Annotated in this window: 15 protein-coding genes; 2 read left to right on the top strand and 13 right to left on the bottom strand. The window is 45.5% G+C overall.

Going from position 1 to position 16,482, the window contains the following annotated elements:
• Nucleotides 1-49: 49 nt before the first annotated feature.
• The 3 genes from MHH89_RS04705 to MHH89_RS04695 all read right to left on the bottom strand — a co-directional run bounded on the left by MHH89_RS04705 (nucleotide 50) and on the right by MHH89_RS04695 (nucleotide 1,832).
• Nucleotides 50-448 (bottom strand): DnaJ family domain-containing protein, encoded by a 399-nt coding sequence (locus MHH89_RS04705; protein WP_076218040.1) that lies wholly within the window; start codon nucleotides 446-448, stop codon nucleotides 50-52.
• Nucleotides 449-911: 463 nt separating this feature from the next.
• Nucleotides 912-1,061 carry a hypothetical protein gene (locus MHH89_RS04700; protein WP_175619945.1) on the bottom strand — a complete coding sequence of 50 codons (150 nt, stop codon included), beginning with the start codon at nucleotides 1,059-1,061 and terminating at the stop codon, nucleotides 912-914.
• 627 nt (nucleotides 1,062-1,688) lie between these two features.
• Entirely contained in the window at nucleotides 1,689-1,832 is a 144-nt protein-coding gene (locus MHH89_RS04695; RefSeq protein ID WP_341086445.1) for a hypothetical protein, read from the bottom strand.
• A gap of 332 nt (nucleotides 1,833-2,164) precedes the next feature.
• On the opposite strand from MHH89_RS04695, the gene MHH89_RS04690 reads away from it, so the two are divergent.
• Entirely contained in the window at nucleotides 2,165-2,641 is a 477-nt protein-coding gene (locus MHH89_RS04690) for an SRPBCC family protein (RefSeq protein ID WP_076126128.1), read from the top strand.
• On the opposite strand, the gene MHH89_RS04685 is transcribed toward MHH89_RS04690, so the two are convergent.
• The 4 genes from MHH89_RS04685 to MHH89_RS04670 form a co-directional block, all read right to left on the bottom strand.
• On the bottom strand, nucleotides 2,633-3,442 hold the full coding sequence (locus tag MHH89_RS04685; RefSeq protein ID WP_036686506.1) for an SDR family oxidoreductase: 810 nt from the start codon (nucleotides 3,440-3,442) through the stop codon (nucleotides 2,633-2,635). The two genes, MHH89_RS04690 and MHH89_RS04685, sit on opposite strands and share 9 nt — an antisense overlap.
• 219 nt (nucleotides 3,443-3,661) lie before the next feature.
• Nucleotides 3,662-4,528 (bottom strand): transglutaminase family protein, encoded by an 867-nt coding sequence (locus MHH89_RS04680; protein WP_076126126.1) that lies wholly within the window; start codon nucleotides 4,526-4,528, stop codon nucleotides 3,662-3,664.
• Entirely contained in the window at nucleotides 4,525-5,478 is a 954-nt protein-coding gene (locus MHH89_RS04675; protein ID WP_076126125.1) for an alpha-E domain-containing protein, read from the bottom strand. The genes MHH89_RS04680 and MHH89_RS04675 overlap by 4 nt, the downstream gene beginning before the upstream one ends.
• A 75-nt stretch (nucleotides 5,479-5,553) precedes the next feature.
• On the bottom strand, nucleotides 5,554-7,017 hold the full coding sequence (locus tag MHH89_RS04670; RefSeq protein ID WP_036686502.1) for a circularly permuted type 2 ATP-grasp protein: 1,464 nt from the start codon (nucleotides 7,015-7,017) through the stop codon (nucleotides 5,554-5,556).
• Between the two features lie 354 nt (nucleotides 7,018-7,371).
• Between MHH89_RS04670 and MHH89_RS04665 the strand changes: the two genes are divergently transcribed.
• Nucleotides 7,372-8,250 carry a DUF1835 domain-containing protein gene (locus MHH89_RS04665; protein ID WP_339190812.1) on the top strand — a complete coding sequence of 293 codons (879 nt, stop codon included), beginning with the start codon at nucleotides 7,372-7,374 and terminating at the stop codon, nucleotides 8,248-8,250.
• Nucleotides 8,251-8,374: 124 nt separating this feature from the next.
• Here the strand turns inward: MHH89_RS04665 and ftsY are convergent, their stop codons facing one another.
• The 6 genes from ftsY to fabG form a co-directional block, all read right to left on the bottom strand.
• Nucleotides 8,375-9,382: a signal recognition particle-docking protein FtsY gene (ftsY, locus tag MHH89_RS04660; protein WP_036686498.1), complete on the bottom strand. Its 1,008-nt coding sequence runs from the start codon at nucleotides 9,380-9,382 to the stop codon at nucleotides 8,375-8,377.
• A gap of 36 nt (nucleotides 9,383-9,418) precedes the next feature.
• On the bottom strand, nucleotides 9,419-12,988 hold the full coding sequence (smc, locus tag MHH89_RS04655; RefSeq protein WP_076309329.1) for a chromosome segregation protein SMC: 3,570 nt from the start codon (nucleotides 12,986-12,988) through the stop codon (nucleotides 9,419-9,421).
• A gap of 197 nt (nucleotides 12,989-13,185) precedes the next feature.
• Nucleotides 13,186-13,890 (bottom strand): ribonuclease III, encoded by a 705-nt coding sequence (gene rnc / locus MHH89_RS04650; protein WP_038570606.1) that lies wholly within the window; start codon nucleotides 13,888-13,890, stop codon nucleotides 13,186-13,188.
• A gap of 15 nt (nucleotides 13,891-13,905) precedes the next feature.
• Nucleotides 13,906-15,141 carry a beta-ketoacyl-ACP synthase II gene (gene fabF, locus MHH89_RS04645; RefSeq protein ID WP_076101782.1) on the bottom strand — a complete coding sequence of 412 codons (1,236 nt, stop codon included), beginning with the start codon at nucleotides 15,139-15,141 and terminating at the stop codon, nucleotides 13,906-13,908.
• Nucleotides 15,142-15,359: 218 nt separating this feature from the next.
• Nucleotides 15,360-15,593, bottom strand: coding sequence for an acyl carrier protein (locus tag MHH89_RS04640; RefSeq protein WP_036686493.1), 234 nt, complete (start codon nucleotides 15,591-15,593; stop codon nucleotides 15,360-15,362).
• A gap of 125 nt (nucleotides 15,594-15,718) precedes the next feature.
• Nucleotides 15,719-16,468: a 3-oxoacyl-[acyl-carrier-protein] reductase gene (fabG, locus tag MHH89_RS04635; RefSeq protein WP_036686492.1), complete on the bottom strand. Its 750-nt coding sequence runs from the start codon at nucleotides 16,466-16,468 to the stop codon at nucleotides 15,719-15,721.
• Nucleotides 16,469-16,482 lie beyond the last annotated feature (14 nt).

The raw sequence follows: 16,482 nt of genomic DNA, 5'->3' as shown, positions 1-16,482 counted from the left end.
TTCTGATGTCCAAATGACTGTAGGCATTTAGGCAGTAACGTAACCAGCGTTATTCCTCTTCCTTTATCATCTGTTCGTGTATTTGAGCACTGTATTGCATAAAAGCAGGGTTACTATCCAAGCCGCGTTCACGTAATAACTCCTGTAGACGCAGTCTTTTCATAGACAGTTTTGACCGCAAAGCCTTGCCCTCACTTGTTTCTGCACTTCCGCTATTATGACACGCCGCTAGCAATCCTTCCAACGTAACACATTCAGCTCGCAGAGAGATTTCCTCAGGCACTAGTCCGGAGTTCTTCATGATTTTAAAAGACATCCGCAATTCTTCCGGCACACCCGATAAATCCTCGAGCTCCAGCGGCTTGCCATGCCCAGGTAAATCTCGAAATTCCCCGTTACGCATAGACTCCTGAATTCGCTGCTCAGCTAACCAAGACATCATCCCCATATACGCAGCCTCCTTCACTAATACCACACTATTAACTACCCTGCCTAAGCAAAAGTAGATTTTACGGAATTGCGTTAATTTTAGCATAAAAGACTTAGGATTTGCATCAAGGTGCCGGAATGATTTCTCAGATATTTCCTATTCTGTTATCTATAGGGATGGCGAGCTATTTACTCAAATGCCCCTTGCCCTCGTCGCACAGTTGAATAGCTCAGACTCTGTAACTATCGTACACAATGCATATTCTAAGCCCATAACCGCAATGTCAGCATACACTGGCCACCGTGAAACGTATGGACCCAGGAGCCCTTGCTTGTATACTACATCCTTTATTACACATTCATTACACATTCATTACATCTTCGTCGCATAGATCGTTCGGACTCAGCAGCCCTTATTTCACAAATTTAGTCCTTTTCGCTGTACTATCGGACTCAGTTGCACCTATTCGCTCAAACACACCCTACTTTTGTTCAAAAACGCGGCAATAAGCGCTATGCGGTCCGATATGTTCAAAATACAAACCAAAAACACCAAATAGCTGCAATACAGTCCGATCCATTAGCGAATCCAGGTCTCCGCAAACCGATCGAACCCAGTAGCTCTTGCTCATATACTACATCCTTTGTACCTTCATTACATCTACGTCACCATTGATCGTTCGGACCCAGCAGCCCTTATTTCACTAATTAAGTCCATTTCGCTGTACTATCGGACACAGATGCAGCTATTCACTCAAACACGCCCTACTTTTGTTCAAAATCGCAGCAATAAGAGCTATACGGTCCGATACTTCTAATAAACACACCAAAAACGCCAAATAGCTGCAATACAGTCCGCAACGCCGATGCATCCTCGCCACCATATAACGTTCGGACTCAGATGACCTTATTTTATTAATTCAGGCTTATTCTCTCTGCTATCGGACACAGTTGCACCTATTCGCTCAAATACGCCCTACTTTTGTTCAAAATCGCGGCAATAAGCGCTATGCGGTCCGATACTTCTAATAAACACACCAAAAACTCCAAATAGCTGCAATACAGTCCGCAACGTCAGCGAATCCAGGCCTCCGCAAATCGATTGGACCCAGTAGCTCTTGCTCGTATACTACATCCTTTACACCCTCATTACATCTTCGTCGCCATAGATCGTTCGGACCCAGCAGCCCTTATTTCACTAATTTAGTCCATTTCGCTATACTATCGGACTCAGTTGCACCTATTCGCTCAAATACGCCCTACTTTTGTTCAAAATCGCAGCAATAAGTACTATGCAGTCCGATACTTCTAATAAACACACCAAAAACTCCAAATAGCTGCAATACAGTCCGCAATGCCGATGCATCCTCGCCACCGTAGATGCTACTGTTTACTTCCGCCATTCATCACGCACTTATCCCTGTCTTCACTCACTTTTCATCGTCATGCACACTTATCTCCTACATCACTCCCTTTCCCCCGTCTTGCACACTTATCTCCTACATCACTCCCTTTTCTCCGCCAACACTAACTCCGCGCCGTACGCAAATCGAGCTCGTGGACTTGCCTATGACCTTATTTCTCCCGCTATTTTATTGCCCTCTATACCCTATAAGTTACGCTTCAGCCACACAGCCGGATCGTGCAATTAACACAGGCGATTGCTATACTCTTTCTAATGAGCCTCAACTCAATAAAAAAAGGACTACCGCAGTAGTCCAAAGGAGAAATATAAATGTTAGCTAACATCCAAAAAGAAGATCAATATTATGTCGCTCGTTTCGAACGCCAGTTAAAGCATTCCGCAACTGAGATTTGGTCCTATTTGACCGAAAATGAGAAGCTTGCCTTATGGTTCTCTGAATTAAAAATCGAGGACCTGCGTGAAGGCGGACTTATAAAGTTTGATATGCAAAACGGAACGTTTGTGGATATGGAAATTACCGTGCTGCAGCATCAATCTATTTTTGAGTTTACTTGGGCTGAGGATCTTGTTCGTTTTGAGTTATACCCTAATTCAGAAGGCTGTTTACTCGTCTTGAACGAAACACTACAAACGCTTACCCCGCATACACCACGAGATCTCGCTGGCTGGCATGTTTGTCTAGAAGTGATCCAGCATCTTTTGGAAGGCACGACGCTGAAGTCACGGAAAGACGAATGGAATAAATGGTACGAGCAATACCGGGAAGCGATCTCGAAATTAGGATAACAAGGACTCCGCGCCGTCAATCACGATTTGCGCACCTGTAATATGGATAGATTCATCCGAAGCCAGAAAAGCAACGAGATCAGCGACATTATCCGGCTTGCCCGGTCCATCTGCCAAGGGTTGCGCTCCATCAGGGAATTCAATCGGAATGACGATTGCTTCAACATCCTCGCTCATTTCAGTGGTTTCATCTATATTCGTAGCAATAGCCCCAGGGCAGATCACATTTACACGAATCTTAAACTTAGCAAGCTCGAGAGCTGCCATTTTGGCAAAAGCCACCTGTCCAGCTTTGGTAGTGCTATAAGTAGACCACCCAAAGCTGGCAAATCTAGTGTTCCCATTAATGGAACTAGTAATAATAATACTGCCCTTCCCTTTATCTTTCAGATGAGGAATAGTATATTTCAGAGTCAAAAAAGTCCCCGTCAAGTTCACCGACATCGTACGCTCCCAGTCGCTCAAGCTTAGTTCTTCTATCGGGCCCACAGCGCCATTAATCCCCGCGTTAGCGAATACTACATCCACACCTCCGAATTGTTCCACCGTACAACGTACGGCTTCCTCCATCTTTTTCTCATCCGAAGTATCTACCTCTATGGCCAGCGCGCAATCTTTTCGTAGCTTATTAAGCTTTTCTGCCAAGGAAGAGGTTCTTTCAAGATTTAAATCGAACAATGCTACATTTGCACCTTCCCGCGCCAGCTTAATAGCGGTAGCACGGCCAATTCCCGAGCCCGCTCCGGTTATAATCGCTGTTTTTCCAATAAATCTTTGTTTCTTAGATATGTTTGGGCTCATATGTAATCTCTCCTCTAATGTCTGTAAGATAAGTACTATGGATCAAGATTACCCAAATAAACCTGTAATGGAATCATCTCGTTCATAAATCTTCCGAATTTAGGCACGCCGCACAAAAAAATCTCCCCATTCAATAAGATGAGCGGAGAGTTTGTTTCGAATATTTTGATTTTTTTGATTGTTTCGATGTTCGATGTTCGATGTTTCAATTATTTCAGTTCAGTTGTCCAGCTTGCGTACGTCCACTTTTACAGTTAGTGTGCCTGCTCCACCGCGATATACCCCTTTTACAGGTACTATATCTTTATAATCCCGTCCATGACCCAGCTTGATATAACGCCAGTTCACTTCAACATTATTCGTCGGATCAAAACCAAGCCAGCCCGTACCCGGAATATGGGTCTCCACCCAAGCATGTGAAGCCTGCTCGAAATTAGCATTGCTGCTCTGTAGATCACCGACAAAATGATATCCACTAACATATCTTGAAGGCAGACCCACACTGCGGCAGACAGCGATCATAAGATGAGCATAATCCTGACAGACCCCCCGCTTGAGCTTGAGGGCTTTTTTTACCGTTGTATTTACGCTTGTTGCCTCAGGATCATAGGTGAACTGTTCATAAATCGTCGAAGATAACTTCAGAATCCATTCATACATATCCTCAGCTTCACTAAAAGGGTACTGGGAAGCGAACTCCACTAATTCAGGAGTCACCTCGGTATAACGGGTCGGCAAAATAAACTCAATATAACGGTTCTGAAACTTTTCATCATTTAATAGTTTAACTTGCTCTTCAAGGCTGGTTCGCGGAAGATCGGTACCTTGGGCTTTATCCAGCGTTACTACAGTAGCTTTCGTATGGATTACCATTTCCGTATGTGGCTTATTAACCGAATAGGCATGCACCCGATTACCGAAGAAATCCTCATACGTTAATAGATTAGCTGCCGGAGATACTTCAACCTCATGGTGATAACAGGATTGCCGATAGTTGGTGCGTGGGGTAAGCCTGATTTCATTGACACTGTCCGTAACCGGCTCTGGATAACTGTATGTGGTGGTGTGATTGATTTGAATCTTCATACAGATACTCCTTCTCGCCGAAAAAAGGCGCCCTCCATCGTTTTGCCCAGTCTCTGGCAAGATATTACGAGTGATTGCAGCACATCTTCCACCAGTTCACCGGACATTTCCTCTTTCTCCATATAATCCAGCTCTGCCTTCAGCTTTCCTGCTTGACGGATGACCTTCTCATGACCTGAGCCTTTTTCTGAGGAATCTAATTCAAGTCTAGCTAAATGCTCTTCCAGCTGGTGAAAAGAAAAGCGGATCGAACGTGGAAATTTGGGATTTGCGATCAAAAAATCTAAAATGCTCTCCGGTGACATAGCATCTGCATAATAACGGCGAAACGCCTGATAACCACTTACCGATTTCAGCACAGCCTGTAACTGAATATAAATTGCATGAAGCTCTTTAAAACGGCAAGAGGCAATAACTGCCTGCAAAATACGCGTCGTATTCTCTGCCCGTTCCAGAAAACGGCCGCTCTCTATAAAATGCCATTCATTTCCCCTAAGCATTACGGATTGTTCTGCTCCTAGAAACATAGCCGCACGTTCCTTCACCTGCTGGTAGAAATGATGTGGGCCACTCATAATATCAGCGACTGACCGCTCCCCAAGCCATAGATTAAAGCTGTTGACGATATCCCATAGCTCACTTGGAAGATGCTGACGCAGTGTGCGAAGATTATTTCTAGCATGATGTACGCAAGAGAATAATGAATTCGAATTGCCCAAATCGAGTGTAATAAAGGATAACACGTCCTGTTCAGAAAAGGTTTCGAACTGCTGCAAATACTCACTTCGAACTCCTAATGCATCGATAAGCCTCGACCATTTATGTCCTTCTTCCTGAAAATCCTCTTCCTGCTGGATATGATAATGTACATTGATTAGCCGCGCATGATTCTCTGCCCTTTCAATATATCGGCCGATCCAGAATAAAGCCTCCGCATTTCGATTCAGCATCTTTAGCCACTCCTTTATCCTCCAAATTGATGCTGCATATTTTTGATTCACAATCAAGGCTTACAAGATAATAGATCAAGCCATAACCCAAGTATCCTTTACTCCACCGCCTTGCGAGGAATTCACAACCAGTGAACCTTCTTTCATAGCCACTCGTGTTAATCCACCAGGTATGACATGTGGCTTCCGGTCTGCGCCCATTAATACAAAAGCCCGAAGATCTATATGCCGGGGTGCCATAGTGCCTCCCGACAATACGGGTGCTCTGGACAAGGACATAATTGGCTGTGCCACATAACGGTCCGGATCGGCAATAATTTTCATTCGGAACTCCGCTAATTCTTCTTTGGTCGCCTCACTTCCGATCAACATCCCATATCCTCCGGATAATGAGGTTTCTTTAACAACCATTTCGGATAGGTTCTCAAGAACATACAGGCGTTCATCGGGTCGGGACAACAAATACGTCGGCACATTACCAAGGATCGGCTCTTCATTCAGATAATAACGAATCATATCCGGTACATAGACATACATCGCTTTATCATCTGCAACACCGGTTCCCGGCGCATTAGCAATCGCTATGTTGCCTGCCCTATACGCATTCATAAGTCCTGCCACACCCAATAAAGAATCAGGTTGAAAGGCTAGCGGATCAATGTAATCATCATCCAACCGACGATACAGCACATCCACGCGACGCAGTCCGTTCATTTCTTTCAAATATATTTTGTGATCCTTTGTTACCAAATCTCGTCCTTCGACCAAATGTATACCCATCTGCTGTGCCAAAAAAGCATGTTCATAATATGCAGAATTGTATTCTCCAGGCGTTAGGAGTGCTATAACCGGATCTGACCTTCTTGAAGGAGATAGACTACGAAGCACGGATAAGAAGCGATTTAAGCTATGATCTACATCTCGGATGGAGCTGGCAAAGGACAATTCAGGAAACAATTGATTCATAAGGGTTCTGCCTTTAAAAAGATAGGAAAAGCCGGAGGGTGTTCGCAGGTTGTCTTCAAGTACATAATAATGTCCATCGTGGTGGCGGATCAGATCGATTCCTGAGGTGGTGATATAAGCTCCACCGGGCACTCGCAGACCTGACATTTCTGGCCGGAAATAACAGTTGGAAATAATCATACGCCTAGGGACGATGCCATCTTTAACAATGTATTGCTCATGGTAAATGTCATGAATGAATAAATTCAAAGCTGTGATACGCTGAATAATTCCAGCTTCTAGCCTCTCCCACTCATTCTTAGGGATAATACGTGGAATCATATCGAAGGGGATCGTTCGCTCCATAGGATGATCCTGAGCCGGGTTGTAAAGCGTAAAGGTAATTCCTTCTTCCATCATCCTACGCTGCATTAAATTTTGCTTCCCTTGCAGCTCTTCGGAGCTCATTCCGGAAAACATGCGATTCACATGTCTGTAGTGCGGCCGGACATTCCTCTTATCAGCATACATTTCATCGAAAAAATGCTGTAATGGATACGGAGACAGACCTGGCAGAGGATCTAATTTGGACATGAGCCCGACTCCTTTCGATAGATGTAATCTTTGTTAACAACTTATACTTTCATTTCAGAAAACATCCATGGAAATATTGGTTTATATTCTCATAATACGTAAATCCACTCGTTCATGTCAACATATATAACAGAGAAATGTGATTCCGGAGATATTTGTATTTTTTGGAATCGCTTCCTTTCTCTCTTATATAGGTTGCCGGAGATGAAATGTAGATTCATCATTGAATTGTATGCAGGAAGTGTGACAAGCATTACTGTTATGAATTTTTCATATAATGTATTTTTTATATAGTTGCCTGAGGATGTGGATTCATTGAGTATGGTATAATTTGTTGCGATGGGAGAGTGACCTATGGAGCACAAATATACTATGTCAATTGAGCAGGAAGAGACTAGGCGGAATCACATTTATCTGTTATTTGGCCTGTCTGAAGCGGGATCAATGAAGGTAGCCCTTAGTCATCTGGGTTGTCGTCATTTAATACGAGTACTTTCATTTAATGAGATGTTCTCTGCTGGACCGTTGCGTGGATTACATAATAATGAAGGCTATCATACCCGTGAGTTATGGTTTCAGGAACGATTTCCGGATCAGGGTTATCATTTAAATCCCCAGCATAAACTGGCAGCCATGATTCAGACCTTAAAAGAAATTCCCGAGGACAAAAAAATCACTATTTGGTGCGGAGATAACTCCCATGATCAAACGGGTTTACGATTTGCACTTTCTATTCTTAGTGAGAGGACGCAACCTATTCATGTTATTGATCCAGTCAAGGCTTATAGGGAGATTGCTGCTCCATTTGAAATCGGCTTATATCCCAGAGCACTTAGTCAGCTCCCAAATGAAGTTCTGCAAAAAATTATAAAAATTACCGAAAACACACCCCCTATCACCTCCGCTCAAAGAAAACAGTATGAACTAGAATGGCAAAAAATCAGCAACACCGAGGATATGCTTAGAGTTTGGGCTGAGGGCCAGCTTATGAATGTTCCCGAGAGTTACTATGACGAAGAAATTCTTTCTTTAATTCTGCAACTTCAACAGTGTGAGGAAAGAGATGGCTACGTAAATGCAGGTTTAGTTGTAGGCACAATTATAGGGCAATGGAATTTGTATCTCAGTACCTCATTCATAGAATATCGCTTCTGGAGGCTAATTAGTGAGGGAAAGCTGTTATTTAAAGGGATCCCTTACGCGATGCATTTATACTTTCTAAAAGTCGCTTAGCAGTTGCTACAAAATGACGGACAAACCCTTTATAAAAAAGAAAAGGAATGCCCTCCTAACTAAATATAGCTTCGAGGGCATTCCTTGTAAATATGACTTCTTTATGATTATATTGTGCTGTTGATTACACTTGCTCTTCCGATTCTTCTGACTCTTCTTCCTCGGCAATTAATCCGGCAAAAAGAGCATGTACGAACTGCTGCGAATCAAATGGCTGCAAGTCTTCCATTTTTTCTCCAAGACCTACAAACTTCACCGGCAAATTCATTTCCTGACGAATCGCTACAACGATTCCGCCTTTAGCCGTACCGTCCAGCTTCGTCAAGACCAAGCCAGTGACGCCACTCTTTTCACCAAATAACTTGGCTTGTGTAAGTGCATTTTGACCCGTCGTAGCATCTAGCACCATCAGTACCTCATGTGGAGCACTTGGGATTTCTCTTTGAATGACGCGGAAGATTTTGTTGAGCTCTTCCATCAGATTGCTTTTATTCTGCAGTCTGCCAGCAGTATCGCAGATTAAGATATCCACGTTGCGTTGCTTTGCCGCTTGGACCGCATCGTACATTACAGCCGCCGGGTCAGAGCCTGCTTGTTGTTTAATGACATCTACGCCTGCGCGTTGGCCCCAAACCTCAAGCTGCTCAATCGCTCCGGCACGGAACGTATCCCCTGCAGCCAAAAGAACTTTTTTACCTTCTTGTTTGTAACGATGAGCCAGCTTGCCGATGGTAGTCGTCTTGCCCACGCCATTGACCCCAACGAACAAAATAACCGTAATTCCATTCGGATTTTCCTTCAGGCTGTTATCATCATCTCCACGCAGCAGCTCCATAAGCTTACGGGACAAAATCGGCTTCAGCTCGGCAGCATCTTCAATCCGATTTTGCTTCACTTCGGCACGCAAATCCTCGACAAGGGTCATAACAGTGTTTACACCCACGTCTGCACCAATCAAAATCTCTTCCAGCTCTTCGTAGAACTCTTCATCTATCTTTTTGCGGCGGATGATAAGGTCGGAGACCTTCTCTACAAAACCTTTACGGGTTTTCTCTAATCCGTCGCGGAATTGTTTCGTTACACTTTCCGTTTTGCCGGAAATGCTTTCTTTTAATTTTCTAAAAAAGCTCATTTGGTTCCTCCTAAAAGTTTCTCTTCTTTGATGAATTTAAGCAATCTCAGCTTCTTCATCCTCTAAACGTACTGAGACGAGCTTGGAGACGCCGCCCTCTTCCATCGTTACTCCGTATAACACGTCCGCCTCTTCCATCGTTCCTTTGCGGTGCGTAACGACGATGAACTGAGTTTGTTCAGAGAACTCGCGTAAATACTGTGCAAAACGAACAACGTTCGCTTCATCGAGCGCAGCCTCGACCTCATCCAATACGCAGAACGGAACTGGCTTCACTTGCAAAATAGCAAACAATAACGCCATCGCAGTTAGAGCGCGTTCACCGCCAGATAAAAGCTGCAGATTTTGCAATTTTTTACCCGGTGGTTGGGCTACGATATCTATACCTGTTTCCAGCATATGTTCCGGATCCAGAAGCATGAGATCCGCTCGCCCGCCGCCGAACAGCTTTGAGAACACGGTCCCGAACTGTTTGCGGATCGCATCAAAGGTCTGTTTGAAACGTTTGGACATTTCATCTTCCATCTCGCGGATTACTTGATACAAGGTAGTCTTAGCTTCGACTAGATCATCTTTTTGTCCACTGAGGAACGTATACCGTTCATGGACCCGCTGATATTCTTCGATCGCCCCTAAGTTAACCTCTCCTAGCGCAGAAATACTGCGCTTCAAACGCTGTACATCGGCTTGTGCGGCAGGTACATCTTCAGGCACTGGATATCTCTGTTTTGCTAATTCATAACTTAGCTCGTAGTCATCACTCAGCTTGCGGAGAATATTATCCAGCTCCACATCGAGTCGACCGACAGAAACTTCAGTGGCACGCAGCTTGTCCTCGACTACTTTAAGGGCCTGACGTTGATCTTTAGTCTTGCCTTCCTCAAGTTCCAGCTTACGGGTTAACGCTGTACGCTCAGCACGCGCAAAATCCAAAGTTCCAGTCGTCTCTTCCTTCTTCAAGCGGTAACTGTTCAAATCTTCCTTCTGCTTCACAGCTTCCAAAGCATTGTTAGCCAGATCCTGTTCAATCGTATGTAACAGATTTCGATTCTGGCGCAGCTCCTTGTCCTGTGAACCCACATCTTGTCTTAGGCGACGTAACTGCTCCTCCAGGGAGAATATCTCCTGATCGAGCTTGCCTTCCGAGACTTTCATACTGGTCAACTTGCCTTGCAGCTCTTCCTTAGCTGATTCATTCGCTTTACGCGCTGATTCAGCGTTACGGATACCCTCATGGGCTTCCTTTTCTTCCTTTTCAAGGCGTTCAAGCTCAGCAGTGGCTTGCTTCCGCGTCTCTTCAAGCGCACGTACTTCATTCTCAAAGCCGCTGCGTTCCGCACCTGTGCTCTCCACTTGCTCCTGCACATGCCGAAGCTCATGCTCGAGCTGCTTCAAATCACCGGAGACACTTTGCTCTTCCAGTCTTTTCTCATCGCCATCACGGCGCAGGTCCTCCAGCTTCACGCTAGCGTTCTCCTGCTCCTCACGAAGTCTGGCAATGCCTTGCTTCAGCTTCACTATTTGACGTTCGCTTTCTTCAATCTCACTGCTTAATTGATCCAGCTGACGTTTACGGCTAAGCAAGCTATTATTCTTCTTATGCTGGCTACCCCCGGTCATCGAACCGCCGGCATTAACTACATCGCCTTCCAGGGTAACTACCCGATAACGATATTGACATCTAGCGGCGATACGGTTCGCTTGCTCCAAGCTCTCCGCAATAACCACATTGCCGAGCAAACTGCCAATAATGCTAGTATATTTATCATCGTAACCAACAAGTTCGGAACCAATTCCAACAAATCCGTCAGCATCACCCACCATACCACGGTCACTGCCAGAAATCTGGCGCGGCCGGATAACATCTAGCGGAAGAAAGGTAGCTCGTCCCAGCTGACGTTGCTTTAGAAATGATATCGCTTGGCGGGACACAGTCTCATTATCCATGACCACATGCTGAAGTGATGCGCCTAGAGCAGTCTCAATCGCCATTTCCAGCTTCTCCGGAACAGAGATCAGCTCCGCAACCGCACCATGCACACCGTTGAGCTGTCCTTTGCGCGCACCCTTGAGCACTTCTTTAACCCCAAGCATGAAGCCGTCGAAATCATCCTGCATCTCTTTCATGGTCTCATGACGAGAGACTTGCGCTTCCCGCTTCTGTTCCCATTTCCGAAGACCGGACTGTGTTTCTTCGATCAGCTTCTGACGTTTACTGAGCTGCTCACTTTCAGTGATATAAGCCCCGCGAAGATTGCTAAGCTCCTTCCCCAGCTGGGCAATCTTGTCCTTCAGCCCTTTCTGGTTGGCAGACAACTCTTCATGCCGGGCTGTCCATTTGCCGCTTTCTTCTTCACTGCGGCTCATACGACGTTCCAGATTCTCCTTTTGCTGATCCGCGTAACGAATTTCGTTACGTGCATTCGCCATAAGGTTCATTAGCTCCAAAAGAGCACTTTTGAGCTTTTCTTCCTGGCTCTGGCTAATCCCGTCTGCCACACCTTCAAGCCTTGTCTCTTCATCTTCGATCTGTTTCCGAAGATCCACAAGCTTAAGCCGCGATTGTTCAAGCTTAAGCTCCAGATCCACGACTTCACGCTGACGATCTGCAGAACGCTCGCCAACCGAACCTAACGTGAGCATTAACTGCTCACGATTACTTTCCAGATTGCGCTTGCGTTCCCTCAGCACTTCACCGTAACCTTCGCTCTTCTCAAATGCTTCGCTATAACGCAGCAATTGCTCTTGCTGCTTCTCGATCTGTGCTTCGATCGTGCGCAGTTCAGAGCGCCCGCTCTCCAGCTTGGCATCATGAGCCGAAACCACAGTAGACAGCTCCAGCTGCTCGTCCTTCAACGTTTCAAGCTTAGCGTTACCTTCCTGCCAAGCGGTATGAATGCCTTCAATCTGGTGTACGTATACTGAAATTTCCTGATGTTTTAATTGTTCGCGAAGTTCCTTAAAGCGGATAGCTTTCTCGGACTGATCCTTAAGTGGCCCAATCTGATCCTCAAGCTCACTGATCAAATCATGAATACGAAGCAGGTTCTGCTCGGTATCATCCAGCTTTCGACTTGCGTCTTTCTTGCGCGATTTATATTTTACAATACCTGATGCTTCTTCAAAGATGCCTCGCCGATCTTCGGAACGAGTACTTAGAATTTCTTCAATCCTACCCTGCCCGATAATCGAGTACGCTTCACGTCCGATACCGGTATCCATAAACAGCTCTGTGATATCCTTCAGACGGCAGGACTGCTTATTAATTAAATATTCACTATCTCCACTGCGGTGGACTCTCCGAGTCACTGTAACTTCGCTGAAATCCAGCGGAAGTGTGTGATCTTCATTATCAAGCGTAAGTGATACTTCGCCATAATTCACAGCTTTACGCGCATCACTTCCAGCAAAAATGATATCCTCCATCTTGCCGCCACGCAGTGATTTAGCACTCTGTTCGCCGAGTACCCAGCGTATGCCGTCAGAAATATTGCTTTTGCCGCTTCCGTTCGGGCCAACTACAGCCGTTATACCGCGCACAAACTCCATTTCTGTTTTGTCGGCAAATGATTTAAAACCAGCTAATTCTATCCGTTTCAAAAACATACTTGCCAATCACCTCTGACCCATTATACCATAGCGTTTGTACCCTAAAAAACCATTAAGATGTACCTTATCCTTTGTAACGCGGAACATATAAGTTCTTATATTGTCGAAAAAGAGCAGCAACGGTCTGAGCTCCGCCTAAACGCCGGTATTCAGACCTTTGCTGCTCTCCTCCGCTTGTCCCCTTGATGCAAAACTCAGGCACCGTCCTCTTTCAGATGCAAAAGTGCTGCTGCTGCAGCCTGCTGCTCTGCTTCCTTCTTGGACCGGCCGCTTCCTTTACCAAGTGAACGGTTAGCCATATACACCTCTGAGACGAATTCACGCTCATGTGCAGGTCCCCGTTCTTCTATAATTCGATATTCCAATGTACCCATATTGTGCTGCTGAATTAGCTCTTGCAGTTCCGTCTTATAATCGGTCATCTGCATTTGCAATTTCCCATCCGTCTCCACGAGAGGAAATACGTGATTATCAAGAAAACTCCGCACTGTTTCCAGTCCTTGGTCGAGATAAAGCGCTCCCACGAAGGATTCGAATACATCAGCCAGCAGGGCCGGGCGAGTACGTCCGCCCGTAAGTTCTTCCCCTTTGCCCAATAGTACATAACGGCCAAAACCTAAACTCTCCGCAAACTTGACCAGTGAAGGCTCGCATACAATAGCGGCCCGCAGCTTGGTCAACTCTCCCTCAGGTCGGTCTGGCAATAGATTGTACAAATATTCAGAAACCGTTAACTCCAGAACTGCATCGCCAAGAAATTCGAGACGCTCATTGTCCTGATGCTGATTGAAACGGTGTTCATTCACATAGGATGCATGGGTAAAGGCCTGCTTCAGAAGCACAGAATCGTGAAATTGGATTTGAAGTTGCTGTTGTAACTGCTTCAGTTCTCCTTTCACCGCACTGTCCCCTTACTAATTATATTTTTTTAGAATAACTGTTGCGTTATGTCCCCCGAAGCCGAACGAATTCGACATTACAATATCAAGATCAGCTTTACGTGGCACATTTGGTACATAATCCAGATCACATTCCGGGTCTTGGTTGTCCAAATTAATCGTTGGCGCAATCATCCCTTTTTGCAAAGAAAGGCCACAGATAATAGCTTCTACTCCACCAGCAGCACCCAGAAGGTGACCTGTCATGGATTTCGTCGAACTAATTGCCACTTTATAGGCATGGTCACCCAATGCTTTTTTAACAGCAGCAGTTTCTGATCTATCTCCTACAGGCGTTGAAGTACCATGAGCATTGATGTAATCAATATCTTCAGGAGAGATACCAGCATCCCGGATTGCCATCTTCATGCAGCGAGCTGCACCATCTGGATCAGGCTCAGTCATATGATGAGCATCTGCGCTTAGACCATAACCGATAACCTCAGCATAGATCTTCGCTCCACGTTTCTCAGCATGTTCGAGTGATTCCAGAATAAGAATCCCGGCACCTTCACCCATAACAAAACCATCGCGATCCACATCAAACGGACGACTTGCCTTCTCAGGCTCATCATTGCGAGTGGACATTGCTCTCATAGCACAAAAACCAGCCATACCTGTTGGACGAATGGTCGCTTCGGAACCACCGCAGATCATTGCATCTGCGTCTCCACGTTGAATCAAGCGGAAGGATTCCCCAATGGAGTGACTTCCTGTAGCACAAGCAGTTACTGTCGTCGTATTAGGACCCTTTGCACCAAGGTTAATGGACAACTGCCCAGAACCCATGTTAGCGATCATCATCGGAATGAAGAACGGACTAACCCGCTTCGGTCCTTTTTCAAGCAACAAGTTATGATTGTCTTCCCAAGTTCCAAGACCACCAATACCTGATCCTACAGATACACCTATTCTTTCGGCATCAATATCTTCACCGATCTTAAGTCCGCTATCTCGCAATGCGTCCTCACCGGCAGCCACTGCAAATTGTACAAAACGGTCCATTTTGCGGGCTTCCTTACGACCAAAAAGTGCCTCTGGATCGAAATCTTTAACAGAGGATGCTATTTGCGTAGTATACTCACTGACATCAAAGGTCTCAACCTGTGATACACCGGATTTGCCGCTCATAAGATTATCCCAGAACGTCTCCAAATCTTTGCCCAATGATGTAACTACGCCCATCCCGGTAACAACCACTCTATGACTCAAACACAATCACCCCATCTATAGGTTGTATACATTATATTCAGAACTTATATACTTTCTGTTGCTACTATATGAACAGCGATAACCGCATCATTAACCATCCTGCGGTTCTGTTATATCCCTTATATAGTTGCTCAAGGCAACCTTTGATTCATCTTTAATGCTCTATAAATGAGGAGAAGTCCCGCCCTAGCAGGAACGGGACTCTCAATCATATGACTCTAGGTATGAGATTGTATGTACTTCACAACTTCACCCACGGTCGTAATCGTCTCTGCATCTTCATCAGAGATTTCCATATCGAATTCATCTTCCAATTCCATAACCAATTCTACTACATCAAGAGAATCAGCACCTAAATCATCTTTGAAAGACGCTTCTAATGTTACCTCAGCTTCATCGGCACCTAAGCGGTCGATGACAATGCGTTTTACACGCTCTAATACATCGGACATCCGGTTCACCTCCTCTTTTGGTATTATACGAGATATGAGTTCAAAATACCATAGAGCGTCAAAAACGCTTTCTTTATCCCTCACATTTCAGCATTAAAACAGTGTAATTTCTCCTTGACGGAGAGTTACATATACATCCCGCCATCCACGTGTAGTGTCTGGCCGGTCATATACGCAGCGCCTTCAGAGGCCAGGAAGACTACAGCCATAGCAATCTCTTCAGGGCGCCCCAGCCGAGCAAGTGGAATGCCCTTCTCAAGCTCACTGCGCACTTCCTCAGAGAGCTCACGCGTCATATCTGTATCAATGAAGCCAGGAGCGATACAGTTCACCGTGATCCCCCGTGAGGAAAGCTCACGAGCCGATGCCTTCGTTAAACCGATGACACCTGCCTTAGCTGCGGAGTAATTAGCTTGTCCAGGATTTCCTGTTACACCTACTACGGAAGAAATATTGATAATGCGCCCGTAGCGTTGCTTCATCATAGGGCGTGTAGCTGCCTTTAGGCAGTTAAACACCCCTTTTAGATTCGTTTCGATCACTTGATCGAACTCTTCTTCTTTCATGCGCATAATCAGGTTGTCTCTGGTAATGCCGGCATTATTGACAACAATGTCAATACGTCCCCAGGTATTCAGAACCTCTTTGACAAGGTTCTCGGCCTGTTCACTATTGCCGACATCGCCACGAAGGGCAATACCCTCCGAGCCAAGCTCGACAATCCGAGCTACGGTTTCTTGTGCGGCTGCTTCACTGCCCGCATAGTTCACGGCCACCTTCACGCCATGTTCCGCGAGAGCAAGTGCAATACTGCGGCCAATGCCGCGAGAGCCACCAGTTACAAGGGCCGTTTGACCCCGCAATGCTGAGAACATCATTTATTCCCCTT

The sequence above is a fragment of the Paenibacillus sp. FSL H7-0323 genome (assembly GCF_038002725.1).
GTDB classification, from domain to species: domain Bacteria; phylum Bacillota; class Bacilli; order Paenibacillales; family Paenibacillaceae; genus Paenibacillus_AQ; species Paenibacillus_AQ odorifer.
Note: the sequence above shows the minus strand (reverse complement) of the source record. Positions and strands in the feature narration are given on the sequence as shown.